The sequence below is a fragment of the Luteolibacter luteus genome (genome assembly GCF_012913485.1).
Taxonomy (GTDB): domain Bacteria; phylum Verrucomicrobiota; class Verrucomicrobiia; order Verrucomicrobiales; family Akkermansiaceae; genus Haloferula; species Haloferula lutea.
This window is the reverse complement of the sequence record NZ_CP051774.1, coordinates 3,592,408-3,618,618: the sequence shown is the minus strand read 5'-3', so window position 1 is coordinate 3,618,618 and position 26,211 is coordinate 3,592,408. Positions and strand designations below refer to the sequence as shown.

At 61.4% G+C, this 26,211-nt stretch carries 24 protein-coding genes and 1 pseudogene; 11 read left to right on the top strand and 14 right to left on the bottom strand.

The features are described from left to right. Position 1: 1 nt before the first annotated feature. Both HHL09_RS14995 and HHL09_RS14990 read right to left on the bottom strand, forming a co-directional pair. On the bottom strand, positions 2–925 hold the full coding sequence (locus tag HHL09_RS14995; protein ID WP_169455437.1) for a DMT family transporter: 924 nt from the start codon (positions 923–925) through the stop codon (positions 2–4). After that, entirely contained in the window at positions 922–2,349 is a 1,428-nt protein-coding gene (locus HHL09_RS14990; RefSeq protein ID WP_169455436.1) for an aminotransferase-like domain-containing protein, read from the bottom strand. Before HHL09_RS14990 ends, HHL09_RS14995 begins: the two co-directional genes overlap by 4 nt. A 161-nt stretch (positions 2,350–2,510) precedes the next feature. On the opposite strand from HHL09_RS14990, the gene HHL09_RS14985 reads away from it, so the two are divergent. After that, the gene (locus HHL09_RS14985) at positions 2,511–2,720 is read left to right on the top strand and encodes a hypothetical protein (RefSeq protein ID WP_169455435.1); all 210 of its coding nucleotides are present in this window, start codon (positions 2,511–2,513) and stop codon (positions 2,718–2,720) included. Positions 2,721–2,726: 6 nt separating this feature from the next. On the opposite strand, the gene HHL09_RS14980 is transcribed toward HHL09_RS14985, so the two are convergent. From HHL09_RS14980 to HHL09_RS14970, 3 genes are all read right to left on the bottom strand, one after another. Further along, the gene (locus HHL09_RS14980; RefSeq protein WP_169455434.1) at positions 2,727–3,377 is read right to left on the bottom strand and encodes a PEP-CTERM sorting domain-containing protein; all 651 of its coding nucleotides are present in this window, start codon (positions 3,375–3,377) and stop codon (positions 2,727–2,729) included. Between the two features lie 168 nt (positions 3,378–3,545). After that, entirely contained in the window at positions 3,546–4,427 is an 882-nt protein-coding gene (locus tag HHL09_RS14975) for a polyprenyl synthetase family protein (protein WP_169455433.1), read from the bottom strand. A gap of 87 nt (positions 4,428–4,514) precedes the next feature. Next, positions 4,515–5,516 carry an aspartate-semialdehyde dehydrogenase gene (locus HHL09_RS14970; RefSeq protein ID WP_169455432.1) on the bottom strand — a complete coding sequence of 334 codons (1,002 nt, stop codon included), beginning with the start codon at positions 5,514–5,516 and terminating at the stop codon, positions 4,515–4,517. A 162-nt stretch (positions 5,517–5,678) separates the two neighbouring features. On the opposite strand from HHL09_RS14970, the gene HHL09_RS26680 reads away from it, so the two are divergent. The 8 genes from HHL09_RS26680 to HHL09_RS14935 all read left to right on the top strand — a co-directional run bounded on the left by HHL09_RS26680 (position 5,679) and on the right by HHL09_RS14935 (position 12,387). Then, positions 5,679–5,804 (top strand): hypothetical protein, encoded by a 126-nt coding sequence (locus tag HHL09_RS26680; protein ID WP_277349119.1) that lies wholly within the window; start codon positions 5,679–5,681, stop codon positions 5,802–5,804. 138 nt (positions 5,805–5,942) lie between these two features. Further along, complete coding sequence (locus tag HHL09_RS14965) at positions 5,943–6,092, top strand: hypothetical protein (protein WP_169455431.1); 150 nt, start codon at positions 5,943–5,945, stop codon at positions 6,090–6,092. Between the two features lie 369 nt (positions 6,093–6,461). After that, positions 6,462–7,886, top strand: a complete 1,425-nt coding sequence (leuC, locus tag HHL09_RS14960) for a 3-isopropylmalate dehydratase large subunit (RefSeq protein WP_169455430.1) — start codon at positions 6,462–6,464, stop codon at positions 7,884–7,886. 30 nt (positions 7,887–7,916) lie between these two features. Next, complete coding sequence (leuD, locus tag HHL09_RS14955) at positions 7,917–8,519, top strand: 3-isopropylmalate dehydratase small subunit (RefSeq protein ID WP_169455429.1); 603 nt, start codon at positions 7,917–7,919, stop codon at positions 8,517–8,519. An 88-nt stretch (positions 8,520–8,607) separates the two neighbouring features. Continuing rightward, a complete protein-coding gene (locus HHL09_RS14950; RefSeq protein ID WP_169455428.1) occupies positions 8,608–9,480 on the top strand; it encodes a hypothetical protein in 873 nt (290 codons plus the stop codon). Between the two features lie 107 nt (positions 9,481–9,587). Further along, positions 9,588–10,193 (top strand): N-acetylmuramoyl-L-alanine amidase family protein, encoded by a 606-nt coding sequence (locus HHL09_RS14945; RefSeq protein WP_169455427.1) that lies wholly within the window; start codon positions 9,588–9,590, stop codon positions 10,191–10,193. A 16-nt stretch (positions 10,194–10,209) separates the two neighbouring features. Continuing rightward, complete coding sequence (locus HHL09_RS14940) at positions 10,210–11,682, top strand: NAD(P)H-hydrate dehydratase (protein WP_169455426.1); 1,473 nt, start codon at positions 10,210–10,212, stop codon at positions 11,680–11,682. A 66-nt stretch (positions 11,683–11,748) separates the two neighbouring features. Then, positions 11,749–12,387: a hypothetical protein gene (locus HHL09_RS14935; protein WP_169455425.1), complete on the top strand. Its 639-nt coding sequence runs from the start codon at positions 11,749–11,751 to the stop codon at positions 12,385–12,387. Positions 12,388–12,391: 4 nt separating this feature from the next. Here HHL09_RS14935 and HHL09_RS14930 read toward each other — a convergent pair whose 3' ends face one another. The 5 genes and pseudogenes from HHL09_RS14930 to HHL09_RS14910 form a co-directional block, all read right to left on the bottom strand. Next, positions 12,392–13,483, bottom strand: a complete 1,092-nt coding sequence (locus HHL09_RS14930; protein WP_169455424.1) for a PIN/TRAM domain-containing protein — start codon at positions 13,481–13,483, stop codon at positions 12,392–12,394. Positions 13,484–13,649: 166 nt separating this feature from the next. Then, the gene (locus HHL09_RS26675) at positions 13,650–14,165 is read right to left on the bottom strand and encodes an RNA recognition motif domain-containing protein (protein WP_277349118.1); all 516 of its coding nucleotides are present in this window, start codon (positions 14,163–14,165) and stop codon (positions 13,650–13,652) included. Positions 14,166–14,332: 167 nt separating this feature from the next. After that, the gene (gene hisF / locus HHL09_RS14920; protein WP_169455423.1) at positions 14,333–15,100 is read right to left on the bottom strand and encodes an imidazole glycerol phosphate synthase subunit HisF; all 768 of its coding nucleotides are present in this window, start codon (positions 15,098–15,100) and stop codon (positions 14,333–14,335) included. Between the two features lie 77 nt (positions 15,101–15,177). Continuing rightward, positions 15,178–15,906 carry an alpha/beta hydrolase gene (locus tag HHL09_RS14915; protein WP_169455422.1) on the bottom strand — a complete coding sequence of 243 codons (729 nt, stop codon included), beginning with the start codon at positions 15,904–15,906 and terminating at the stop codon, positions 15,178–15,180. Between the two features lie 11 nt (positions 15,907–15,917). After that, positions 15,918–16,826, bottom strand: a pseudogene (locus tag HHL09_RS14910) (NAD(P)-dependent oxidoreductase); the annotation flags it as partial. Positions 16,827–16,896: 70 nt separating this feature from the next. Here HHL09_RS14910 and HHL09_RS14905 point away from each other — a divergent pair. Both HHL09_RS14905 and HHL09_RS14900 read left to right on the top strand, forming a co-directional pair. Further along, positions 16,897–19,812 carry a PQQ-dependent sugar dehydrogenase gene (locus tag HHL09_RS14905; protein WP_277349117.1) on the top strand — a complete coding sequence of 972 codons (2,916 nt, stop codon included), beginning with the start codon at positions 16,897–16,899 and terminating at the stop codon, positions 19,810–19,812. Between the two features lie 175 nt (positions 19,813–19,987). Further along, the gene (locus HHL09_RS14900) at positions 19,988–20,953 is read left to right on the top strand and encodes a hypothetical protein (protein ID WP_169455419.1); all 966 of its coding nucleotides are present in this window, start codon (positions 19,988–19,990) and stop codon (positions 20,951–20,953) included. A gap of 64 nt (positions 20,954–21,017) precedes the next feature. On the opposite strand, the gene argB is transcribed toward HHL09_RS14900, so the two are convergent. The 4 genes from argB to HHL09_RS14880 form a co-directional block, all read right to left on the bottom strand. Continuing rightward, positions 21,018–21,896 carry an acetylglutamate kinase gene (gene argB / locus HHL09_RS14895; protein WP_169455418.1) on the bottom strand — a complete coding sequence of 293 codons (879 nt, stop codon included), beginning with the start codon at positions 21,894–21,896 and terminating at the stop codon, positions 21,018–21,020. 75 nt (positions 21,897–21,971) lie between these two features. Further along, a complete protein-coding gene (locus HHL09_RS14890) occupies positions 21,972–23,564 on the bottom strand; it encodes a hypothetical protein (protein WP_169455417.1) in 1,593 nt (530 codons plus the stop codon). Continuing rightward, positions 23,561–24,523 carry a phosphotransferase gene (locus HHL09_RS14885; RefSeq protein WP_169455416.1) on the bottom strand — a complete coding sequence of 321 codons (963 nt, stop codon included), beginning with the start codon at positions 24,521–24,523 and terminating at the stop codon, positions 23,561–23,563. The genes HHL09_RS14890 and HHL09_RS14885 overlap by 4 nt, the downstream gene beginning before the upstream one ends. Before the next feature lie 163 nt (positions 24,524–24,686). Then, positions 24,687–26,201: a DUF1501 domain-containing protein gene (locus tag HHL09_RS14880; protein WP_169455415.1), complete on the bottom strand. Its 1,515-nt coding sequence runs from the start codon at positions 26,199–26,201 to the stop codon at positions 24,687–24,689. Positions 26,202–26,211: the final 10 nt, after the last annotated feature.

Here is a 26,211-nt window from a genome sequence, read left to right as displayed (position 1 = left end):
ACTACGCCTTCCCTAGTAGCAAGGACCCCGACTTCCGGCGGAAGCTCCAGTTTCCACGGCCGATCAGGATGAAGGTGGCGACCAAGGCCGCACAGATCACCGGCTTCCAACCGAACTTCTCGCCGAGGAAGCCCGCGGCGAAAATGAAGGTGAAGAAAGGCTGCAGCAATTGGATCTGCCCCACCTTCGCCACGCCTCCCAGCGCGAGCCCGTGATACCAGGCAAAGAAGCCGAGGAACGCACTCACCACAGTCAGGTAGGTGAAGCCGCCCCAAGCCGTGAGCGGGGCTGAAATCCCGTGCACCGAAACCAGCCACAGCACGGGCCCGATGATCACGGGAAAGGCCAGCACCAGCGACCAACAGATCACCTGCCATCCACCGATCTCACGGGCCAAGCGGCCACCCTCCGCATAACCAAGCGCCGCCAGCAGCACGCCGAGAAACAGGATTCCATCTCCCGGAGAGAATGCACCCTCACCCGACGACAGCGAGAACACGGCTATCGTGGCGCTTCCCGCAATGCTCGATAGCCAGAAGCGCGCGGCAGGACGCTCGCCCGCGCGCATGAACGCTGCCACCGCCGTCGCCAAAGGCAGGAAGCCCACCAGCACCGCCCCATGCGAGGCATCGATGCGCGTCATGGCTAAGGCACTGCAAACCGGAAAGCCCGCGATCACTCCCAGCGCCACGATGGCCAGAGCCCTGCATTGTGCGGCACTCGGCCAGCGTTGCTTCGTAAAATACAGCAGCAGCGCCGCGGGCACCGCGGCAACTGCCGAGCGCCCCAAGCCCACCAACACCGGGTCCAGCGAGCTCACTGCGAGCCGCGTCGCCGGAAGCGTGAGGCTGAAAGCCAGCACACCGAGAAAACCGAAGATCATCCCGATCCTCGCGCGTGAAAGGGTCTCGTCGTGAGGACTCATGGCGATTTCAGGAAGTGAGGTGCGAGTTTTCCCAGCGTGGCGATGGCTTCCAAGGTGCGATCATCAAAGGCGAAGCCGCAGGCGAGGCGGAAGCAATGGTTCAAGCCGCCCGACGCGGAGAAGATGGTACCTGGCGCGATGCTGATACGTTTCTCCAAGGCCGCGGAGGTGAAAGCTTCCGAATCGAAACCCTCCGGCATTTCCACCCAGAGTACAAAGCCGCCCGCCGGTTGGTTCACGCGGGTGTAATCGGGGAAATAGCGCAACACCGCATCCCGCGTCTTGGCGCACTGCTCCGCATAGAGCCCGCGGATCCGGCGGAGATGGCGGTCGTAGCCACCGGCATCGAGAAAGCCCGCGATCACCAGTTCGGAGAGCGTGTTGTTCCACGGGCTCTGGATCCCTTTCAGGCGACGGATCTCTTCAAGGTGCGCACCGGGAATCGACCAGCCCACGCGGAGGCCAGGAGCGATCGTTTTCGAGACGGAGCCACAGTGGATCACCCGTTCGCTATGCACGGCGATCGACTTCGGGCGCTCACCCTTGTGCGCGAGGTCGCCGTAAACGTCGTCCTCGATGATGGTGAAGTCATGCTGCTCTGCCAGCGCCGCGAGTTCCTTCTTGTTCTCCTCCGGCATCAAGCTGCCGATCGGGTTATGGAAGTGCGGTTGCACCAGGCAGGCGGCAATGCGGTGCTTCTTCAGCGCCTTCGCCAAAGCGCCGATCACCATGCCGCTGCGGGGATCGACCGGGATTTCAATCACCCGGAGACCAAGATCCCGCACCAAGTGCAACGTGCCGAAATACGAGGGCGTCTCCACTGCGATCAAGTCTCCGGGACGCGTCGTCGCACGCAGCGCAAGCAGCGTGGCTTCGGTCCCGCCCTGGGTCGTCACGATTTCATCCGGGGCTGCCTTCAGCCCTAGATCGAAGATCCGCCGGGAAAGCGCCGATCGCAGCTCACGGCGGCCCTGTGGCGGCGTGTAGCGCAGGGCGGCAGCCCCGTGCTTCCTCATCACCTCGCGCGTCAGCGAGGACAGCTTCGCCTCCGGAACAATGTCATCCCCCGGCGTCGCCGAGCCGAAGCGAACAAAGGCCGGATCTCCCGAAACCTCCATGATCGCTGTAAGCGCGGTATCCCGCTCAATGCGGATCGGCTTCGAAGGCCGCGAGGTCGTGGTGGGAAAGCGGTCCGCATGGATCTTCGGCGGAGCCACATAGTAACCGGAGCGCGGACGAGCCTCGATCAGCCCCTCGTCCTCCAAACGCCGGTAAGCCTCGATCACCGTGGAGATGCTCACCCGGTGTTCCTTGCTGGTGTGCCGCACCGAGGGAAACCGCGAGCCGGCTGGAAAAGTGCCCGCGCGGATCAGCCCGGAAAGCGTGGCGAAAAGCTCCTGATACAGCGGCAGCACGGTGGACATGGCTCGGATAGAATGAGGTTTTTTCCGGACCTCTCCAGATACAGCGGGAAGAAAAAGGATCCAGTACAGATTCTGTACCTACCGAACTTTCGCCGCACTGTACCTACCCGAACTCCGATTCCGGTACAGAATGATCCCGTCGTCACCCACGACACCCTGCCATGAGCATCATCGTTAAGATCCTGATCGTCCTCTTTCTCATCGGATGGACCGCCTTGGGCGGCTGGCTGATCATGAAGTACGGCGCTCTCTTCGGCCCCCACTCGGATCACCGCGCAGAGACTCCGGGCGCTCGCTCCTTCGGCCTTGCGCACATCGGTGCCGTGTGGATCGGCGCCTTCGCCTTGGCGGTCTGGTTCCTCTTCCTCTGAGTCCTGTCAGCGCCGGCGGCGCAGAAATCCGAGTCCTCCCAATGCCGCCAGACCCAGCGTCATCGGCTCCGGGACAGTGGTGATCGATTTGAGCACGAATGAGGTGCCTGAGCTAAACCGGCCTCCCGAGATCCGGATCTGATCAATCTCAGAAAAGTCGACGCCTGCGAACTGGCTGAAGGGGATATCGATATGCGCCTCGGCCCGTTCTCCTTCGGGGAGCCGAACTTGGGTATAGTTTCCATTTCCCGACCAGATATTGATCTGAAGCCAGATTTCCCTGGGGATGACGAGATCGGAAAACTCCAGACGCAGGATACTCTCACCATTTCCCATTAGATTGATGGGATCCGCGCTGGAGGCGTCATACGTTATGTATCCGAGCCGGTTGCCACTTGGGGCCATCTCGGTCACGAAGCTGTAGTTCAGGCCAGAGGCTCCCAAGGTCGTCTCCATCCTTCCCCCTCCGGATTCGATGGTGAATCGGCGGTCCTCAAAGCTGCCCGGATTATTCGAGATGCTCGACGTGGGAGAAACCAAGGGATCCCCGGTTGCCGCGATTTGGCTGATGCCGCTAAAGGCATCGATCACGGCTCCCTCGGATAATGAAGAAACGAAGAGGGCTAGCAGCAGGGATGAACAGAGGGGATTTTTCATAGTCCATCAGGGAGACAATACCCCTCTTTCATCGTCAAACAGAATACAAAGTCATCACATGAAATTCACATAACATGCATAATACACCCTTTCCGTTGACCCCCGCCGGACAGAAATTCCTGCAAGCTCGCGATCTCGGCAGGGAAGCCGGGCTCTCCGGACCTGACGTCAGTACTCCCGCTTCAGAAGATACTCCGCGATCTCCCTCAGACGCTGGGCCTTCTTCCCGAAGGGCTTCAGGGCATCCAGCGCTTCCCGGGTAAACTTCGCCGCTTCTTTCCGCGACTTCTCAAGGCCAAGGATCGCGGGATAGGTAGCCTTCTCCACCGCTGCATCTTTGCCAGCCGTCTTGCCGAGGACCTCGGTAGACTGCGTTACATCGAGGACGTCATCGATCACTTGGAACGCCAAGCCAAGGGCACGACCGAAGACGCTTAGCGCCTCCAGTTGCTTCTCGGTGGCATTCGCGGTCATCGCTCCGAGACGGATCGAGCTGGTAAGGAGAGCCGCGGTCTTTGACTCGTGGATCTTCACGAGTTGCGCCTTGGTAAGCTTCTTCCCCTCACCTTCCAAGTCCATCACCTGACCGCCGATCAGCCTCGTGGACCCGCCGGTCAACGCCAGCTCCGCGACATAGGCGGCACCGGGATAGCGCTTGGCGGGAGTGGTCTGCGCGAGGATCAGGAAAGCCTCCGTCAAAAGCGCATCGCCGGTCAGGACTGCCATGCCTTCGCCATAAACCTTGTGGCAGGTCGGGCGACCGCGGCGCAGGTCGTCATCGTCCATGCACGGCAGATCGTCGTGCACCAGCGAGTAGGTATGCAGGATCTCCACCGCACAGGCAGGCGGCATGGCGCTTTCCACATCGCCGCCACATGCCTCGGCTGCAGCCAGGCACAAGATAGGACGCAGGCGCTTGCCGCCGGCAAAGATGCTGTACCGCATCGCCGCGTGGATCGTGGCCGGCTTCTCCTTCGCCTTCGGGAGGAAGGCATCGAGAGCGGCATCGACTTCAGCGGAACGGGTGGCGAGGTATTCTTTGAGCGACATGGCAAAGAGCGGGGAACTTGGAGCGGAGAATCGGGAGAAAGGCAAGGCGTGCGCTCTTTCTCCAAGCTCTTCGCCCCTTGCTCCATGCTAGAGAATCTCCGCGATCTGCACGGCATTCAGCGCCGCACCCTTCCGGACCTGATCACCAACCACCCAGAGGTCGAGGGCATTGTCCAGGACGAGGTTCTTGCGGATGCGGCCAACGAGGCAGTCGTCCTTGCCCGTCGTGTCGAGCGGCACCGGGAAAACCTTGTTGGCCGGATCGTCCACCACCTTCACGCCAGGCTTGCCAGCGAAGGCGGCGCGAGCGGCTTCCACATCCACCGGACGCTCAAATTGAGCGGTGATTGACACCGAATGCGAGCGGTAAACCGGCACGCGCACGCAGGTGCAGGAAACCTTTAGATCGGCGTGGCCGAGGATCTTGCGGCCCTCGTTGAGCATCTTCAACTCTTCCTTGGTGTAGCCGTTGTCCGTGAAGACGTCGACCTGTGGAATCACGTTGAATGCGATCTGGCGCGGGTAAACTTTCGGCTCGAAGGGCTGGCCGGTGGCGATGGCCTTTACCTGCTCTTCCAGCTCGATGATGCCTTGGGCTCCGGAGCCGGACACCGCCTGATAAGAAGAGGCGATGATCGACTTCAGGCCAAAGACCTCGTGCAACGGCGCGAGGGCCATCAACGAAATGATGGTGGTACAGTTCGGGTTCGCGATGATCCCGCGAGGGCGATTCTTCGCGGCAGCCGGATTGATCTCCGGGACCACCAGCGGCACGCCCTCGTCCATGCGGAAGGCCGAGGAATTGTCGATCACCACGGCGCCGGCTGCCGCCGCAGAAGGGCCGAATTCCTTCGAAATACCACCGCCCGCCGAGAATAGCGCGATGTCGACTCCCGCGAAGCTATCGTGGGTGAGTTCCTCGACGATTACGTCCTGGCCGGCGAAGGGAATCCGTTTCCCTGCCGAACGCGCGGAAGCCAGCACGGTCAGCTTGCCGACCGGGAACTTCCGTTGCTCGAGACAGAGACGCATTTCTTCACCCACCGCACCGGTGGCGCCGACGATCGCGACGTGCTTGGCTTCGCTCATGATTTTGGGAGCGGCGATTGTAGGGCTGGAACCCCGTCTGGCAACCGAATCGTGCGGGGACCCGCTTCCGGCTTTTACCTTGCGCGTAGAACCCGAACCGTTAGAGTCCCGCAGGGTGCGGATTATGTCCGGGATCCCGATACACAACCGAAAGCAACTACCATGAAACTCATCAAAGTCGTTTCTCTCGCCGCCGCCGCGGTTGGAACTCTGCTCGCTGCTTCGTGCTGCGAAAGCCGCCCGGCTCCCGCCCCTTCTTCTCCGACCTACGTTGCCCCGTCCAAGTAATCGGGCCGATTGCGGGAAGCGTCCACTTTCCGCATAATGACTCACCGCAGGGTGGACCGCCTGCCGGCCCACCCTGCAATTTTTGACCTGCAATCATTTTTCTCGCGCAATCCGTAAAACCCCTTTTGACTCCTTGCCATGTTCCGCGTCATCGCTTCTGTCTGCCTCTCCGCCTTCGCTCTGATCTCCGTCTCGTGCTGCTGCACGGGTGAACCGAAAGCTGCTCCGCTGCGCCCGCTTCCTCAATTCCAGGAAGTCCAAGCAGCCCAAGTGGAATACTCCAAGTAAGCGAGATCCGCGGACTTAAAACAGATCTTCAGAAGCCCCTGCCAACATGGCAGGGGCTTTTTTATGGTCTGTTTCAAAGCGTTAAAATAAGACCCTCCAAATCAAAGCCGACAAAGTATTGTCTTTAGCAATACATCAGATAGCGCCGTTTTATCCGCTGAGATCTTTGGATATCCGTCAGTAAAAAGTAGAGCATCACGGCTCCACGGAGTGGATGGGCTCGATTTTTCGACGTCGGCAGGTTGTGGCAACTGCCGCGGCACCGCCTCCCTGAGCAAATCCACGGAGGGCGCGTACTTGATCGCGCTTTGACAATCCGGGGCGAAAGACCCACTTTCCCGCCCCGCCGCGCAACCCGGCGATCGCATCATGGGCAAGAGCCTCTATCAAAAAGTCTGGGACGCCCACACCGTGGGCAAGTTGGCCGACGGACGTACCCAATTGTTCATCGGCACTCACCTCATCCACGAGGTCACCTCTCCGCAGGCCTTCGGCATGCTCCGCGATCTCGGCCTGACGGTGAAATATCCACAACGCACCTTCGCGACCGTGGACCACATCGTACCCACCGAAAATCAGGATCAGCCGGTCGACCCGCTCGCCGCGGAGATGATGTCCGCCCTGCGCGACAACTGCGATGATTTCGGCGTGACCTACTTCGACCTGAAGTCCGGCAAGCAAGGCATCGTCCACGTGGTCGGTCCGGAGCAGGGCATCACCCAGCCGGGCACTACGATCGCCTGCGGTGACTCACACACGGCGACCCATGGCGCCTTCGGCGCGATTGCCTTCGGCATCGGCACCACTCAAGTGCGGGACGTGTTGGCAACCCAGACCCTTGCAATGGAGCCGCTGAAGGTCCGCCGCATCGAAGTGACCGGCCAGCTGCGCCCAGGCGTTTACGCCAAGGACGTGACCCTTCACATCATCCGCATCCTCGGCGCAAAGGGCGGCATCGGCTACGCTTACGAATACGCCGGCAATGTCTTCGACGACATGTCGATGGAAGAGCGCATGACTGTCTGCAACATGGCAATCGAAGGCGGTGCCCGCTGTGGCTACGTCAATCCGGACGCCAAGACCATCGCCTACCTGCAGGGCCGTCCCTATGTGGACATGAGCGATTTCGACACCACCGCCGCCCGCTGGCTGTCCTTCGCGTCGGATTCCGACGCTCACTACGATGACGTGGTGAAGATCGACGCCGCTGATATCGAACCGACCGTCACTTGGGGCATCTCCCCGGACCACGGCATCGCGATCTCCGAGACCATCCCGGACCCCGCCAAGGCTTCCACCGCATTGGAGAAGGCCAGCATCGATGAAGCGCTCGCTTACATGAAGCTGCCTGCCGGTGCTCCGATCAAAGGCCAGAAGATCGACGTCGCCTTCATCGGCTCCTGCACCAACGGTCGCCTCTCGGACTTCCGCGAAGTCGCCAAATACATCCAAGGCCACAAGGTAGCTGCAGGAGTGAAGGCGATCGCCGTCCCCGGCTCCCAGATCGTCGCCCACCAGTGCGAACAGGAAGGGATCGACAAGATTTTCTCCGCCGCTGGCTTCGAATGGCGCGGCGCGGGTTGCTCGATGTGTCTGGCCATGAACCCGGACAAGCTCGTGGGTGACCAGCTCTGCGCGTCCTCCTCAAACCGCAACTTCAAGGGCCGCCAAGGTTCGCCGACCGGACGCACGGTCCTGATGTCCCCTGTGATGGTGGCCGCAGCCGCCATCGCCGGCAGCATCGCCGATGCTCGCGAACTCTTCGAACTGGAGCCGCAAGCCGCGGTCGCCTGAGCCCTTTCAAAAAACGAGCCCACCGCCATCATGGCCCTCGAAAAAATCACTTCCGTTTCCGGCCGCGCCGTCTTCGTTCCCGGTGCCGACATCGATACCGACCGCATCATCCCCGCGCGCTTCATGAAGTGCGTGACCTTTGATGGCCTCGGCGAATTTGCCTTCTACGACGTCCGCTTCGACCCGAATACCGGGGAGAAAACCAACCATCCGCTCAATGACAGCCGCTTTGACGGCGCGACGATCCTGCTCGCCGGGGTGAACTTCGGCTGCGGCTCCTCCCGTGAGCACGCGCCTCAGTCCCTGAGCAAGTATGGCTTCAAGGCAGTGGTCGCAGAGTCCTTCGCGGAGATCTTCTTCGGCAATTCGACCGGCCTTGCCATGCCCTGCGTGTGCCTGACCGCGGCCGAGATCGACCAACTCCGCCAAGCGGTGGAAGCCGATCCTTCGGTAGAGATCACGTTGGATATGGCGAACAAGCGCGTGCGCTCGTCCACCGGCCTCGATTTCGGCTTCAATATGCCGGAATCCGCCCGCGATGCCCTCGTTGCCGGTCGCTGGGATCCAATCCAAGAGTTGCTTGATCGCGAGCCTCAGATCGCTGATCTGGCGAAGGCTCTCCACTACGTGTAATCACCCTGTAAACGGCTGCCCACCGTTAGAAGGGAGATGCGGTCCGTTGGATTGACGCGGCCTCATCCCTCAGATAGGCCTGCGCCCCATGACCGGAATCCGTTCCCTTTTTCACCTTGTCTGGCTCTGCGTCCTCGCCGTCCCGGCGATGGCGCAGGTGGATGTGAGGCTTCAGATGGCCCGCAACACTTTTGTCGCGGGTGAGCCGGTGGAGGTGGTGGTGAGCATCACGAACCAGTCCGGCCAAGACCTTACTCTCCAGGGGGACAGCCGCCAGGGCTGGATCAACTTCACGGTAATGGGTGCCAATCGCGATGGCGTGCCCCTGAGTGCTCTTTCCCAACCGGCATTCGGTGCGGCGAAGATCCCCTTTGGCCAGACAATGTCGCGGAGATTCGACCTAGCGCAGATGTATCCGCTGCGGGAAATGGGGAATTTCTCGGTTTATGCGGTGGTGCGCCTCCCCGGCCAAACCCGGGATGGCTTCATCTCGAACCGCCTGCTCTTCAACATCAGCACTGCCCGCCCCTACTGGACGCAGAAAGTCGGACTGCCGGGCAAGCCGGGTCAGATGCGGGAATTTCGCGTGCTGAATTTCAACAACGGCCGCAAGACCTACCTCTACGGCCAGGTGATGAATACCAAGACGGGTTCCGCCCTGCAGACCCACTCGCTTGGCGAATACCTCAGCTTCAGCAAGCCGGCCGTGGCGCTTGATAACCGCCAGACCATGCACGTGCTCTACCTGATCGCTCCCACGGTCTGGTCCCATGCACGCATCGGCCCGGATGGCAGCCTGTTGGGAAGCCAGCTCCACAAGGCAGCAGGCAGCATCAATCCCCAGCTCTTCACCATGAAGGACGGTTCCGTCCAAGTGGGAAATAGCATTCCGTATGACCCGAAGGCAGAGGCGGAAGCCCGTGGCAAAGTCCGGAAAGCTTCAGAGCGCCCGAGTTTCTAAGCACTTTTCCCGCATCTCCTCCGGGATTCCGCAGGGCATTTGTCCTTTACAGGCCGCCCATTATATTTAAATAATGTAAACTGTTTTCGTTGGTTAACGATCTTCCCATGAGAGGTCTTCGTCAGCTTATTTTCTCCCTCCTTGTTCTGGCACTCGCCTCCGCCACGGCCCACGCACGTGCTTTCCGCACCGTGGTGATCGATCCCGGCCACGGCGGGCACGACAAGGGCGGCCAATGGGGCATGGTGTATGAAAAGCACCTGGCTCTCGATACCGCGACGCGGCTCGAAGGTGAGCTGAAGAAGCGCGGCTTCCGCACGGTGATGACCCGCCGGAGCGACTATTTCATTTCCCTGCCGGAGCGCGTGCGCATCGCCAGCCGCTACTCGGACGCAATCTTCGTCAGCGTTCACTACAACTACACCTGGAAGCAGTCCGTGTCCGGTCTGGAGACCTATTATCACTCCGGCCAGAGCCAGCCGCTCGCCTCCTACGTTCACTCCGGCATCATGTCGAAGGTCCGGGCCATCAACCGCGGGGCGAAATTCGCCCGCTTCTACGTGATCCGGAATACCCGCTGCCCTTCGATTCTGGTGGAATGCGGCTTTGTCAGCAACGCGAACGAACGCAACCGCATGAAGTCGGCCAATTTCCGCCAATCGCTGGCAGAAGGCATTGCCGACGGCGTCGTGCGCTTCCGCAAGTCGGGTTGATGGACTAGGCTGCGGCATGTCCTTTGTCACCGGTGCGGCCATGCGGTCGCTGGAAGAAGCCGCGTTCGCGCGGGGTGTATCGGCGGAAGCGCTGATGGATCTCGCCGGTGAAGGCATCGCAGAACGCCTGATCGAACAATTTTCCCGGCCGGGAAGCGCCATCGGCTACGTCGGCAAGGGCAACAACGGGGGCGACGCTTTAGTCGCCCTTCGTCATTTGCGGGAGGCGGGCTGGCGGATTGCGATCCGTGCGGCGTTTCCCGAGGAGGAGTGGGGCGAACTGCCCCGCCGGAAGCTCCGGGACTTGGCGATCGCTCCGGAGATTGATGTACCCCGCCACAAGGGCAGCGGGCCCTTCCTCCTTCTCGACGGCTTGCTCGGCATCGGAGCAAAGGGCGCGCTGCGAGGGCCGGTCGCAGCGATGGCGGAGGAAATGGCGACCCTCCGGCAGAACCACGGCGCTGTCGTGGCCGCCATGGACCTACCCTCGGGACTCGATGCGGACACGGGCTCGGGTGAGGCCGTGATTGCAGACCTGACACTCCCGGTAGGGGTTGCCAAAATGGGAATAGCCAGTCCAAACGGGGTACTGCGCTGCGGACGGGTTGTCCTTGTCCCTCTGAAGGACCTCCCCCTTCCCGATGATTCCTTTCTCAAGTTCTTTTGTCCGGAGGCGTTCCCAGGACTGCTGGAACCGCGCGCGCACGGTTTTCACAAGGGAGATGCGGGGCGCGCGGGAATTTTGGCGGGATCCCCGGGAATGACAGGCGCGGCCGTGATCTGCACAAGCGCCGCGCTGCATGCCGGCGCCGGATTGGTGACCCTGCATGTGGAGGGAGATTTCCCGCCGCATCTGCTCAGTGCCATGCCTCCTGAGGTGATGGTGCGGCCCTCGCCGGACCCGGTGAAGGAGGCCTTCGAAGCAAGGCACGATGCCTTGGTCATCGGCCCGGGCACGGGCCATGCCAGCCAGCATTACCATGCGTCTCTTCTGGAGTTTCTCGCGAGCGACGAACGCCCCATCATCCTTGACGCAGATGCGCTGAACCAGATCGCAAAGGCTGGAAGACTCGATCTGCTAAAATCGAATCACGTGATCACGCCTCATCCGGGAGAGTTCGCTCGCTTGGCACCGGAGCTGGCTGGGGAATCGGCGGTGACCGCGTGCGGAGCCTTTGTTCAAAAGCACGGCTGCACCTTGCTCCTGAAAGGCGCACGCACGCTGGTGGCCAAGTCCGGACAGGCAATCCGCTTCAATCCCACCGGTCATGCCGGGATGGCGTCCGGCGGCCAGGGAGACGCTCTTTCTGGGGTCATCGGCACCCTGCTGGCCCAAGGCGCGGAGAGCACGGATGCAGCCTCACTGGGAGCCTGGTTGTGCGGGAGGGCGGGAGAACGAAGCTTGGCCAATGGCCCGATCGCAACAGCCAGCGACACCATCCGCCATCTTGGCGGGGCGATCGATGATTGGCGGCAGCGGAGGCGATAGCTTGATCTTTACCCGCTGGAAAGACCGGTGGGCCCAAGGAAAACGAACGACACCCTTGAGAGCAGCGTGAGCGAATTACTCGAGAAAACCGGCGGGGCGAAGATTGGACTGATGAACGCGAGCTGGCCCATGGCCAAGCTGCGGGTTACAGCCCGCTCCCTCCAACTGAAAGTCACCTTTCTCGGAAGCTACACCTTCACACCCGAAACGGTGGTCTCACTCGAGCGATATGCGGTCATTCCGGCGCTCGGCTGGGGAATACGGATTCACCACAATGTGGCCACCTATCCCGCCCGGATCATTTTTTGGTGCACCGGCAGCCCTGACGCTCTGCTTTCGCAGATCCATGCCAGCGGGTTTCAGGCACAAGGCCCGGCCTCCAGCGTTCCGCGTCCCAAGGGGATTCCTGTCCGTTGGCAAGCCTTGGCCGTTCTCTTGATCGGATGGAACATCCTGTTCCTCATGGATGGTCCCCTCTTCCTCATGGATGCTCCTTTTCTTCCCGGAAAATTCTCCATGCTCGCGATGGGCCTTGTTTGCGCATCCTCCGTGGCGACCCTCTACTCGTCATCCTTCCAACATCTGATCCTGAAACCGGGCAGGGACCTCGATGAAATCAAAGCACCTCTCAAGCTGATAGCCTTGGTAACCGGCTTCATGACCGCGGCATTCGCCCTTCTGAATATCGCCCGTTTCTTCAATTAGAAAGTCACGCCCCGACCAGCTCCGCAAAGACCATCGTCCCCGAGCTTGTCTGCAGGGTGCTGATGACCACCACATCCTGCGTGGTCCCGATCTTCTTCGCGGCATGATTCACGACGATCATCGTACCATCCGGCATGTAGCCCACTCCCTGGTGCTCGTCCTTGCCACCACGAACCAAGGCGAGGCGGACCTTCTCCCCCACGCCGACGGCCGGACGCAACGCGTCGAGCAGCTCGTCCAGATTGAGAACATCAATGCTACGGAGCTTCGCCACCTTGCAGAGATTCTCATCCGTACTCATCAGCCGCGCCCCGAGAAGCTGGGCGACATGAAGCAAGCGGCTGTGCATGGTTTCATCACCATTTACGCCGGCATCTTCGATGGTGACCTGCAAGTCGTTCGCGGAGCGCATCGACTCAAGGGAAGCCAGCCCGCGCTCGGCGCGCTCACGCTTTGCTTGGGTCGGAGAACTGGCGAGCACCTGGATTTCATCCAACACGAACTTCGGGATCACCAATCGGCCACGCAGGAAACCCGAGCGAACCACACCCGCCACACGGCCATCCATGACCGATTCCGCATCGAGCACCACCGGCTGGCCGGTGCTGCTGTCCTGCCGGAAGCGGACGTAGGGAAGAATGAAAGCGAAGTCGTCTCGGCTGCTGCGAAGTGCCACCACGGCGCCCAAGAACCCAAGCGTCGCATAGAGCAGCACGTTCAGACCAAGCGTCAGCGTGGCGGCAGCATCCACCGCGTTCTGGGCCGCCGTGCTATCCAAACTCGCATCAGCCGGGCCCAGCCGGTTCCGGAAAGTAATATTCAGCAGGTCGAAAATCTGGAGCCGCGTGATCAGCCACGCGCAGAAGATCCCCACCAGTAGACCGAAGGTCGCGGTCGAGAATGCCCGCAGGCTGAAGCCTTTGATCAGGAGCTCGATCCAGACGAACAAGCCACCTGCCACAAGACCCGCGCAGATGCCCTGCACCGGAGAGACGTCGACATTGCTCGAACCCAGGATGTAGGCGATGGCATATCCACCGCTGGCGCAGACTAAAAGATAGATGCCGCGCGCAATATTGACGGAAGTGGGTGCCATGGAACGGGTTGAAGCATCCAACATTCCCGAATTCGCCGCAAGCTCTGGTAATACGGGAAAGAAGCCCCGCCACCGCCTCTCTTCCTTCGACAAAGAAAAGCCCCGCCTCCCGGATGCGGGAAGCGAGGCATTGAAAGCTTGTTAGCGTGAAAGCCGCGGGAGGGAATCAATCCCAGTCGCCACCGCCGTAACCGCCGCCGCCACCACCGTAGCCGCCCTTGCCGCCGCCACCGTAGCCGCCTTTGCCGCCGCCACCGTAGCCGCCCTTGCCACCACCGCCGCCGCGACGATCTCCACCGCCGCCGCCACCACCGTAGCCGCCCTTGCCGCCGCCACCGCCGCCGCGACGATCTCCACCGCCGCCACCGTAGCCGCCGCGACCACCGCCGCCACCGCCACCGAAGCCGCCTGGTTTGCTCTCGCGGGGTTCAGCCGGATTGACACGGAGCGGGCGACCGCCCAACTCCTGACCATTCACAGCATCAGCGGCTTCCTTGACACGGGAGGTATCGGCCAAAGTCACAAAGCAGAACCCGCGCGGACGACCGGTTTCACGATCCGTGACGATTTTTACTTTCTCCACCGCACCGAAGGCGGCAAAGAGCTCAGCCACTTCTTGTTCGGTGGCGCTGAAGGGCAGGTTGCCCACGTAGATGTCCATTTTCTGTAGTCGCAACGCCATTTTCCAAAGCACTTCAGCAGCCGATGGCGCACGACCGAGAGGAGCGTGTCCGGCGCGTTTTTCCGCCGGACAATTCCCCCGCTACACGTTACGGATTTCTACGGCAAGCTCATAAATCAAAGATCGGAGCGCCTCCTATCCCGGGGCTAGGCCTGACTATCAGGCACTCACGCCACTTCTGGGCGGACAGGAATGCCTTTTTCCGCAAAATAGCGCTTCGCCTCCCCTACGGTGTGCTTTCCAAAGTGGAAGATACTGGCTGCCAAAACAGCATCCGCCTTCCCCTTTTCAAGCACTTCCACCATGTGGTCCAAGTTCCCCGCGCCGCCGCTGGCGATCACCGGAATCCCCACGCTCTCGGAAATCGCGGCAGTCAGATCACAATCGTAGCCAGCCTGCGTGCCATCGGCGTCCATGCTGGTCAGCAGGATCTCCCCCGCCCCGCGGCGCCAGACTTCCTTCGCCCACTCCACCGCATCGAGACCCACCGCAGTGCGGCCGCCATGGGTGTAGACACCCCACTTGCCCGGGGCTTCGCGCTTCGCGTCGATCGCGACCACGATGCATTGGCTGCCGAAGGCCTTGGCTCCCGCATCAACAAGGCCCGGGTCCTTCACCGCGGACGTGTTGATACCGACCTTGTCCGCCCCCGCCAGCAGCATCTCCCGCATGTTTTCCACGGAGCGGATGCCACCGCCCACGGTCAGCGGGATGAAGCAATGCGCCGCGGTGCGGCGCACCACGTCCACCATGGTCGCGCGATTGTCGGAAGACGCGGTGATATCGAGAAAAACGAGCTCGTCCGCCTGCTGGGCATTGTAGGCCATGGCCGCCTCCACCGGATCACCGGCGTCGATCAGATCGACAAAGTTCACGCCTTTGACGACACGGCCATCGGTGACATCGAGGCAGGGAATGATGCGTTTCGCGAGCACGCGAGGGTCAGTAGGGGACGGATTCCCAAGTTTGAAGGCTTAAAAACTGAACCTCGCAAACCGAAGCTTCACTTCCCTTAAACAAGATACTCGTCCAGCCAGTCCGCGGTTTCCTGAATGACCTTCGGATAGGTCTTCTCGTCGAAGGAGTGTTCCGCACCTTCGATCTCGACGAGGCGCTTCGGCTCCTCCGCAGTGTCATAGGCGTCACGGCTGTCCTCGATGAGGACCACGTCGTCCGCCGTGCCATGAATGAGCAGCCAAGGGACCGAAATCTGGCCGACCTCGTCAAAGAGATCGCCGATGGCACCAAGGTCATCGACGTATTTCTGCGAAAGCGGGCAACTTGGCTCATCCCACATGAAGCCCTTGCCAGGGATCACTTCTCCGAATTCGCGCTCACAAAACTCCTCTGTGCGGATCATGCCCGCCAAGGTGACCAGCACACGGATCCGGTCATCGCCCGCCGTCGTGGTCACACCCACCGCGCCACCCATGCTGTGACCGATATAGGCGATCTTCAGCTTGGGAGGCAGGGCATCGAGAACGTCGCGGAGATCGCGGCTTTCCTTGCTGATGTTCGAATCGCGGAAATCTCCCTCGGACAAGCCGTTGCCCGACCAAGAAAGCCGGACGCAGGGCCAACCGCGGGCGGCGAGGCCTTCTGCCAAGGCAATCAGCAGCGGACGATCCTTGTTGCCGGTAACCCCGTGCCCAAGGATCACTAGAACCCCGTCGCGGTTTCCGGGGTGAAAGAAGGAGTCGAGTTTCTCGCCGAGGCGATTGCGGAATTCAGGAAGGTCCATCGCGGGAAAAATCAATGCACGGTGCGGCCGGGGAAGGTCAATTCGGCCACGCCCGACTTATCGAGTTCGCCAAGGCCGAGCTCCACCATCCGGTGGTACTGGGCCTCCGTGGCGAGGGAAAGCGGCACGTTCACGCCGGTCTTCAAGGCCAGCTCGTTCGCGATGCCGCTGTCCTTCGCGGCGTGGGCCGCGGAGAAGAAGCAATCGTGCTCACGGGCGATCATATCGTCGCCGTCGGTCTCCAACACCCGGGAATTCGCACCGGTCTGGGAAAAGACTTCCTTGAGCATCTTCAGGTCGAGGCCCAGCGCGGCTCCCAAGCCAAGGCCCTCGGCGAGTCCCGCGGTGTTGATATTCATCACCATGTTCACCAGTGCCTTCACCTTCGCGGCCTGGCCAGTGCCGCCGACATGGCGTAGCGAACTGGAGAGATCCTTCAGCACTCCCTCAACCTTTTGGTAAGCCTCATCCGTGCCGCCGACCATGAGATAAAGGGTTCCTTGGCGGGCTTGGGTGATGCTGGAGGCCATACAGGCTTCAATCGCGGAGGCACCCTGCTTCGCCGCAGCCGCATCCACATCCACATGGACTTCCGGGCTGACGGTGGCGCAATTGATGAAAACCTTCCCCTCCGAGCCGCTGAGCAGGGAGTCACCACTGTCCGCGAAAATTCCGCGCATGGCGGCATCATCCGTCACCACGGTGATGATGACGTCCGCAGAGGCAGTCACTTCCGCGAGAGTCGTGGCCGGGGTCGCGCCGATCTCAGCAGCGAGATCCTGGGCAATCTTCGGGAAGGCGTCATAGACCGCGGTAACCGCGTAGCCCTGATCCTTCAACCGCCGTGCCATATTGGCTCCCATCCGGCCGGTTCCCACGAATCCAATGCGTGCTTTCGACATCGCGGGGACCATGACGCAGGAGGAGCGGACTGTCCACCCTGCCCGTTAGGATTGCGCCCCAGCCACGCTCACGGCAGGGTGCGCTCAGATGACGGCCCGCGCCCTATTCCTCATCTCCCTGATATCAGCCACCGACGCAGCTCCGGAAGTGCATCCAGACGCAGTGGCCATGCATGTCGGCCAAAAGGCGCTGATCCGGGTCTTGGGAAACGACGCCGGCCCGATCGATCCGGCTTCGCTGGAAATCGTGGACGCACCTCAATCAGGAACCGCAGTGCCGGATGGCCAAGGCCGGATTCTCTATACCCACGAACCCGGCAGCCAGACAGACAGCTTCAGTTATCGGGTAAGCGGGGCGGAAGGCTGGTCGGCGGCAGCTTCCGTCAGCGTCGAAATCTCCAATAGCTTGCGCGTCTCCCCCTCCGGCTTCGCCATGCCTGCGGAGCCACCTCCCAACCATTATCAGTTCGTCGAGGCTTTCGGAGGGCTTCAGTTCAACCGCTCCACCGCCATTGCCAGCATTCCCGGTGACGCCAAGCGGCTCTTCATCTGCGAGGCCCAAGGCCGGATCACCCTGATCCACGACGTAAGCGCATCCACGCCGGTCACAAGCCAGTTCATGGACCTGCCGGCGATTCTCGCCGCGCGAAGCGGTGAGTCGATCGAGATCGGCGCTTGGCAAGAGCATGGCCTGCTCGGCTTGGCATTCCATCCCCGGCATCTGGAAAACGGATACTTCTTCGTCTTCTACACGGTCAAAAAAGCGGGTCTCTATTCCCAGCGAGTCTCCCGTTTCAGCGTCCGGGCTGATAATCCGAATGCCGTGGATCCGGCTTCGGAACGGATCTTGATCGAACAACCCGACCGCGAGCTAAACCACAATGGGGGCGACATGCACTTCGGGCCGGATGGCTACCTTTATTTCTCCGCCGGAGACGAGGGCCCGCAATACGACCTGCGGGAAAACAGCCAGAAGATCGACCTGAATTTTTTCTCCGGCATCTTCCGGATCGACGTGGATTGCCTGGAGGAAAATGCCCTGCCGAATCCCCATCCATCCATCCCGACCGACGAGGGGGTTCCCCGCTATCGCATCCCCGCGGACAATCCCTTCCTCGGCGTATCGGCCTTCAATGGCCTGCCGGTGGATCCGGCGAAGGTTCGTGCGGAGTTCTGGGCGACAGGCCTTCGCAGTCCATGGCGGTTCTCCTTCGATCCGGAAAACGGGGATCTCTGGTGCGGCGATGTCGGGCAGGATCAGTATGAGGAGGTGAATCTGGTCACCCGTGGCGGGAACTATGGCTGGGTCTATCGCGACGGCGCACACGAGGGCTTCCGCCCCATCCCCGAAGGGTTTCAAGGCACCTTGATCGATCCCATCCATGAATACGTGCACGCTACCTTTCCCGGCGATCCGGCTTTCAAAGGAAACTCGGTGATCGGCGGACTGGTTTATCGTGGAAGCCGCTACGGCGGATTGCAGGGCGCCTATCTCTTCGGTGACTGGGATTCGGGCAACATCTGGACCCTCCGGAAAAACGGCGGCCTGCCAGTCGTTGAGCGCATCACCGGCCTGCCCCGGATCGCCGGGTTCGCACTCGATCCCTCAAACGGCGATGTTCTTGCCCACCTTAACAACTATGGGAACTCGCCGATCTATCGGCTGAGCAGCGAAACCCCGGTCGAGGACGACTATCCGCAGACGCTCGGTGAAACCGGCCTCTTCGCAGACTTGGCCACCCTCTCGCCGAACCCTGGACTGCTTCCCTACGAACCGAAACTCTCCTTCTGGAGCGACCACGCTCTGAAGCGTCGGTGGTTCGCGATGCCTGATCTCACCTCAAAGATCGGCTGGGCGGAGGAAGATGCGTGGAGCTTTCCCGAGGGAGCACTCTGGGTGAAACACTTCGACATCGAGACGGAGCGCGGCAATCCCGCGACCAAGCGTCGGCTCGAGACCCGGGTGCTGGTGAAGAATGCCACCGGAGTTTACGGGGTGAGCTACCGCTGGAACGAAGCTCAGACGGATGCCGTCCTGTCTCCCCAGCAGGGTGAGGAGATTCCCCTGAACATCGTGGTGGACGGTCAGGCGTCCCCTCAAACATGGCGGATCCCCTCACGCGCCGATTGCCTGACCTGCCACAATGAAGCGGCAGGAGGAGTGCTTTCCTTTGAGACCCGGCAGTTGAACCGGCAGCAGGAGATCAATGGCTTCACCGGAAACATGCTGCGACTCTTGGATCAAGGAGGCTTCTTTGAAACCTCCCCGGGCTCGCCGCTCATTCTTCCGCGGCATGTAGGACCTGAGGAAGAGGGCTACACCCTGGAAGCCAAGCTGCGTTCCTATCTGGCCGTGAACTGCAGCTACTGCCACCGCCCGGGTGGTGGCGCTCCGCCGAGTTGGGATGCACGGGCCGGGCTCACGCTCGCCGAAACCCGCTTGGTGGATGGCCTTGCTGTTCGCGATGGCGGGGATCCCTCCAAGCGGCTGGTGGTAAAAGGCGATGCCAGCCGTTCGATTCTTTTGCATCGCCTCGCAGGTACCGGCGGCTTCTCGCCCATGCCTCCCTTGGGAAGCAGCCAGATCAACGAGACCGCTTTGGAAATGGCCAGCGAATGGATCAGCTCCGCACTTTCCGCACGGGCGAGCTACGAGGACTGGCGATTGCTGCAATTCGGATCTTCCCCGAGCGGGCAAACCGAACTCGATCCAGACGGTGACGGAGTCCCGAACTCCGATGAGTTCCTTTGGGGAAGCTCACCTCACGACGCCGCCTCCAGACCCCGGCTTGTCCTGAGTCGCTCTGAAAATCAGACGAACCTTTCCTTCGATCTCCCCGCAGACCGGGTCTTCCGAATCCTGAGTTCGGATGATCTCGCGGCTTGGCAGCCCTGGGAAATCCCGGGGAATGACCAAGCCGGAAGATCCGCAGGCAGGATGACTCTGGGTGCCCCCGGAGGGGGGAACAGGCAGTTTTTCCGCGTCGAGATCCGCGAACCCTAAATCGGGGACAAGAGCAGGCCGGCTGTAAATACCCTGCGGTCACCGGATGCATCTAGCGACTGGCGTTTTGTCCCAGCGGCCGGTCTGCTGCGCGGAAAATGCTGTAAATTCGGGATTTGATGCAAAACATCGGCCCTTGTCAGGCGTTTCACCTGATCCAAACCCGCAAGCCCACATGTACCGCCCCTGTCTCTTCGCACTGTTCCTCGCAGTTCCCGCTGTCCATGCCGATACCCTCAGCCAAGCCGACCGCGAGGCGCTGATCGAGAAACTCGAATCCCTGCGCAACAGCGCGAAGGAGAAGGCCGGCAGTCGCATGGACTCCGCGGCCTCTGCTTTCCGCGCCGGGATGGCCAGCGATGAAGCTGCCATCGACCTCTACCTGAAGTGCGTCGAGAAAGTGGAATTCTCCGACCAGAAGAAGAGCGCCCAGGATTTCCGCGAATGGAAGCGCCACCAAAGCGAGCGGCTGGATGCAGATGGCTTGGGCCGCTGCCTGCGCCACCAGCTCCGCTGGCTGGTGCTGACCATGGATGCCGCTCAAGCAGGCGGGAAGACGGAGGAACTCGCACCCCGCGCACTTGAAGCGCTCGATTCGATTTTCGCGACTCCTCAACAATTCGACGGCAACGTGCAGCCGCTGCGAGATCCGGTGACCAACTCCGTCTTCGCCAAGGCCTATGGCCTCGGAAATATCAAGGTGGACAAGTGGCCCCTTTCCCCGCTGGAAGTCTCCCAGGTTTTCAATCAGGTCGTCCTCCCGCCCCTGCGGGAGAAGGGCAAAGTGGACGCGATGCGCGACCAGTGGATGAAGCGGATCAAGTATGAGGGCGTGGCAGCCCAATACTTCACAGGCGGCGGTCGTGGTGGCCGTGGCGGCGAGGGCCGTGGTGGAGAAAAGCCGAAGCCCAATGCCGAAACTTCCGCGGAATACGACAAGTTCATTTCGGAAACCCAGCCGGATCTGGTCTGGCAGATGGAGGAAGACCTCTACAAATCCGGCGACCAAAAGAATGCCGCGGTGGCGATGCTAAAGCACATCGAGCAGCACATCACCCACCCGAAGGCCCGCGAGTGGGCGGAACAGTTCCGTGCGCTGATCGAGCCGCCGAAGGGCGAAACGGCGGACAAGACGGACTAAGACCCGGTCTCCCGAAAATGGATTTCAAGCAAGGCGCGCCGGGAGGTGCGCCTTGTTTGTTTGATCAGCGGGTCACTTCGGTGCCGATACCACCGTGCGTGAAGATCTCCAGCAGCAGGGCGTGCGGAAGGCGGCCGTCGATGAAGTGAACCTTGCGGACGCCCGCATTCAGGGCATCGATGGCACTCTTGATCTTCGGGATCATGCCTCCGGAGATCGTGCCGTCGGAAAGGAGCTCGTCGGCTTGCGCCCGATTGACGGACTTGATGAGCGTATCCGGATTGGATGGATCTTTCATCAGGCCGGGCACATCCGAGAGATAGACGAGCTTCGCCACGCGCAGTTCCTTCGCCAATGCGGCGGCGGCGAGATCGGCGTTGATGTTGAGAGGACGGCCCGTCGCGAGTTCAGCGGCGAGCGGAGAGATCACCGGAACGATCCCGGCGCGGTGTGCGGCATCCATCTGGCCGAGCTGACACCCGACGACTTCGCCGACGCGACCGAGATCCACACGCTGGCCCTGGGCATCAGTCGCGTGCATTTTTTCACCGAGGAAAACATCCGTGCCGGCAATGCCGACCGCCTTGCCACCGAGATCGCGGATCATGCGAACAAGGCCGGGATTGATCTCGTTGGAGAGCACTTTTTCTACGATCGAAATCGCCTCGTCCGAAGTCACCCGGAAGCCGCCGACGAATTCGGCATCGAGCCCCGCTTCCTTCATCGCGGCGGAGATGGCCTTGCCGCCGCCGTGGACCACGATGGGATTGATGCCCGCAACTTCGAGGAAAACGACGTCGCGCATGACCTTGGCAACGAGATCCGGATCTTCCATCGCGGAGCCGCCCATCTTGATCAGGAAGGTCTTTCCGCGGAAGGCCTGCAGGTAAGGCAGGGCTTCGATCAAAGCTTCGGCTTTCTCAATCGGGTGCTGGAGGCTCATGGCAGAGGCGGGGAAATTCGGGAAAACAGCGGAAGTTCCAAGGCAGAACTTTGTTCGTGGCAGACCACTCGGCGCTCAGCGGCGCTTTTTCTTCGAGGAAGCCCTACCGGGCTTCTTCATGGCTTTTTGGGCTGGGGCACTCGGAGCGGGGCTGTCGGAAGATGGGACAGGAGGACTGCTGGCGACGGGCTCTTCGGGCACCGGCTCGGGAAGGATTTCCACCTCAGGCTTGGCAACCTCCAACCCCGACGCTGTTACCCGCAGGCGCACCCGCACCGGACCTGCTTCCGGAGGATCAATCCTCGGGACAGAAACTGGCTCAGGCACCATGGGCACCGGTGAAGCATGGACCTGTTCCGGGGCTTGGGGAGCAGGAGATGGAACCGTCACAGCCGGGATGACTGCCGCCTTCCTCTCTGGAATGAATCCGAGCAGCAGGGTGACCGCTGCGGGTGCCAGCACTGCAAACGGCGGCAGCCAGAGATTCCACTGACCGGCCAGCAGCCAGACGAGTTCCGCCCCGAAGGCCGCCACCATGACGGTCACAATGGGCCGCCAGAACACCCCGCGCAGGGCAGTCGCCCACGCGCCGAAAAAGGCGAGCAGGGAAATGAGAGCTAGTTCGGTGACTGGCTCCGGCCGCGGAAGCACGGTCGAATTTTCGTAACGGGGCGCGGACCGCAAGGCCTGCACCAAGCCTCCGAGAGCATTCGACCAAGCACGTTCCCTCTCCGGAATCTCCGTCCGGGCATCCCGCAGAATCAGCGGATCCACCGAAGGCGGTACGGGATTTTCATCGCTGATGATCTTCGTGGCGGGAATGTCCACGGCAGAGATCTCCGCAGCCGGAAGAGTCCGGCCGAACTCATCGATCGGGATCACCGGACCTCCGGCACCCAACCGGATCTCCGCACCGCTGATCACCCGGATTTCTTCCGGATCGATTCCGAGCGAGGCGATCTCCGTGGCCAAGGGCAGCGAGAAAATGATGCGATTCCCCCAGCGGGCGAGAAGGTGCTGGCGACCATCACCGGCATCCGTCTCGTTTTCCAAAAGCGTGAAGCCGGCTTGGGATCGCTCTCCGCCAAGCTCCGCATTCGGCACCGCCAGACGATTTACCTGCGGTAGGGCGGACACGTCGCCTTCCGCCTCACCTATATCCAAGGAGAGCCGCAGAAAAGGAGCGGGTACCGGCTCGGCGGAGGCACCGCGGGCGAGCGGCAGGCCAAGCACGGCGGAATCGAAGCGATCAAGCTGCTTGCGTAGCGCCACAAGAGCCAAGGGATCGTTCTGCTCCCAAGCCATCAGGTAAGCGGAACCGATCTTGGTATGTCCTGCCCCCTTCAGACGGGAAAAGAGAATCGCGAAATCGACCGGAGAAGGAGGTGAAGTGCTGAACCAGCCCTCCGGATCATCGTCCACCGTGAGAAAGCGCGGAGCCTCCGGCACGACGGCGGGCTTTGCCTTCCAGCGGCGCCACGGCTTGTCTTGGCTGCCCTCCCCGCCAAAGGCCGATTCGGCGGGATCGAAGGAGAGCGCCAGTTTCTTCACCGCCTCCCGTTCCGCCTTTCGAAGCGGAGGGATCGATGAGACCCCGCCGAGCGCGAATAGCCCCACGCCAAGAATGACGGCGGCATTCACGAAGGTCCGGCGGGACGGGGCGCTCACGGAGTGAACTCTTGGGCCTTCTCCAGTACGGGGGCCAGTGGTTTTTCCAACGGCGTTCCCTCTGTCACCTCTGCCAGCAGCCGGGCAGCGACCGGGACATGCTGGCGATACCAGTCATCTCCGCGATTCCGGATGATATTGCCAAATGCACCCATCGCCTGCATCAGCCGCTGGCTGGCACACTGGCGGAAGATGGTTTCTTCCGGGCGGTCCTCCGCGATATCTTCCCAGATGGCGAGGATGCTCTCGCGCTCTTCCGCAGAGTGATCCATGTAGGGATCATAGACTAGGGATGCGATGTCGTATTCCTGACGGCCGCGGCGCATGCCTTGGAAATCGATCCACCAGGCCTTGCCATCTTTCAGCAGCAGGTTCTGGGATTGGAAATCGCGGTGGACGAGATGCTTCGCCCCGCTGCCAAGGCGCCTCGCGAGCTGCTCGAACTCCGATGACTCCCGTAGCTCGCTCGCATCCATACCCAACAAGCCTTCCACCATGTGGTCGAAGAAATACTCCTGCTCCCAGCGGTAGAGGGATTCATCGAAGGGTGGCATGAGCTCGAAGTCCTTCGGACCCTTCGAGTAGAAAAGTTTGTCGATCTGGGAGAGCGCGGAACGGTAGTAGGGTTCGCGATCCTCGAAGGAAGTGCCCTTCATCGAGAAAAGATCGATGTCGCCAAGATCCTCCACCAGCGCGACACGGCGGTGCGGGATCTCGTAAAAGATCTCCGGCACATTCAGCTTGGTGCTCTTCAGGAACTTCGCGACGGGCAGGAAGTTGTCACTATCCGGGCGCTCGTCGGTCCAGTGGATGCCGATGAAAGGATCCTTGCCCGGGGTTTGCACGCGCACGATCGTCCGACCGGAGGCACCCTTCTTGATCGGGGTGAGCGTCACGGACACAGTGGGATCGATCCCGAGATACTGGCGGGTGGCGTGGAGGATGGCGTCAGTCGGCATCGCGCCGGGATTCTTAAGATGAGCCGGGGCGCGACAAGGGGGAAATTCACAGCCTCCGCCCACCCCGGCCCCCGGAAACCTCCTTTTTCACCTCCACCCCCCCAAAAAAAAGGCGGAGGGAGGCCCGCAGGCCTGCCCTCCGCCCGAGCGGAGCTTGCCCCGATCAGAGGAACCCGAGATTCGCGCTCGATCCGAAGGGATCCTCAAAGCGCGAGAGATTCGGGAAGATATCGGCAAGGTAAGTCGGTGAGACGCCGAGCCAATTTGCCGAGACGGCAGCGTATTGATCGACCGAGGTGGTGGGAATCCAGCGGCCGCGGTTGCTAGACCCGGCATCCAGACCCGCGCCGAGGGCCAGCGAGGGGAAGGAGCCGTAGATCTGGCCTCCATTCACCGGACCGCCGAGGACGATCTGGTGACCACCCCAGCCGTGGTCGGAGCCTGCAGTGGCAGCATCCTGGCCATTCGGGGTGAGCGTGCGGGTGAAATCGGAGTGCGTAATGGTGACCACGTTGTCATTCACCCCCAGCGCTTTCAGGGTGTCGCTGAAGGCCTTCAGGGAGCTTCCCAGTTCGCCGAGCAGGTTAGTCTGGGCGTCCAGCTGATCCTGATGGGTATCGAAGCCGCCGATGCTCGCGAAGAAGATCTGGCGGCTATTGCCCAGGGCAGTGCGACCAGCGATCAGCTTGGCGATCGATTTCAGCTGATCCCCCAAGTTCGACTGGGCATTCAGAAAGAGGTTGTCGAAATCGACACCGGTCGCGGCCGCAGCTGTTAAAGCCGCTCCGACAAGTCCTTCGTTGGCCCGTGCACGCTTCACCACCTTCGCATGATCGTCATCGAGCAAGTGCTGGTAGGTATAATTCGTGATGTCATCGAAGGCCTTCAGGCGCTTGCCCGCCGTGGTCGTCTTGTAGGTGCCATCACCATTCAGTGCATTGCCATAGGGATTGCCCGAGGCAGCGTAGCCCGCCAAGGGAATCGCCCCTTCCGGCGTCACGGCATACTGCACCTCCTGATCCGCCACCTGCAGGCTGTTGATCCCGGACAAGCTCACGGAAAGCGAAACCTGTCCCTGGGCATAGCCCTGCGATGCGAGGAGATCCGCGATGCGCCCGCCCCAGCCGCGGCTGAAAGGCTGATCCGGCACGGAGCTCTGCCACTGGACCTGCTGGTCGGAGTGGGAAAAGAGCTGCGGGGGCAGCGGCACCGAGCCCGCATTATAGTCCGCCCGCGTGGTCGGATACACCAGCGTTCCCACGTTCGCGACGAAGGCGAGATCGCCTTCATTGAACAGCTGGGCGATGCCACCGGCCGCAGGATGCACACCATAGGTCGCACCTCCTCCTGTTAGAGCGATCGAGGCCGGCTGGCCCGTCACATAGGCGGAGTCCGTCTCGTCGAGAATTTTCAACACCCCGCGCGCCGACTTGTATTGGCTGTATGAAGCGTGGTTCTTGCGTGGGATAAGCAGGTTGTTCGAGTCGTTTCCGCCGAAGAGGAAGAGCACGACCAAGGCCTTGTAGTCACCGCCGGGAAGACCCTGTGCGAGCGCGGAGTTCACCAGCCGCAGGTGGGCCAGCGTATTGATCACTCCCGTCAGGCCGAGCGAAGCGCAGGCGGACTGGCGGAGGAAGGAGCGGCGATTTTGCAGCGAATCTTTGTCCTGGGATTTCATGATGAGGAGA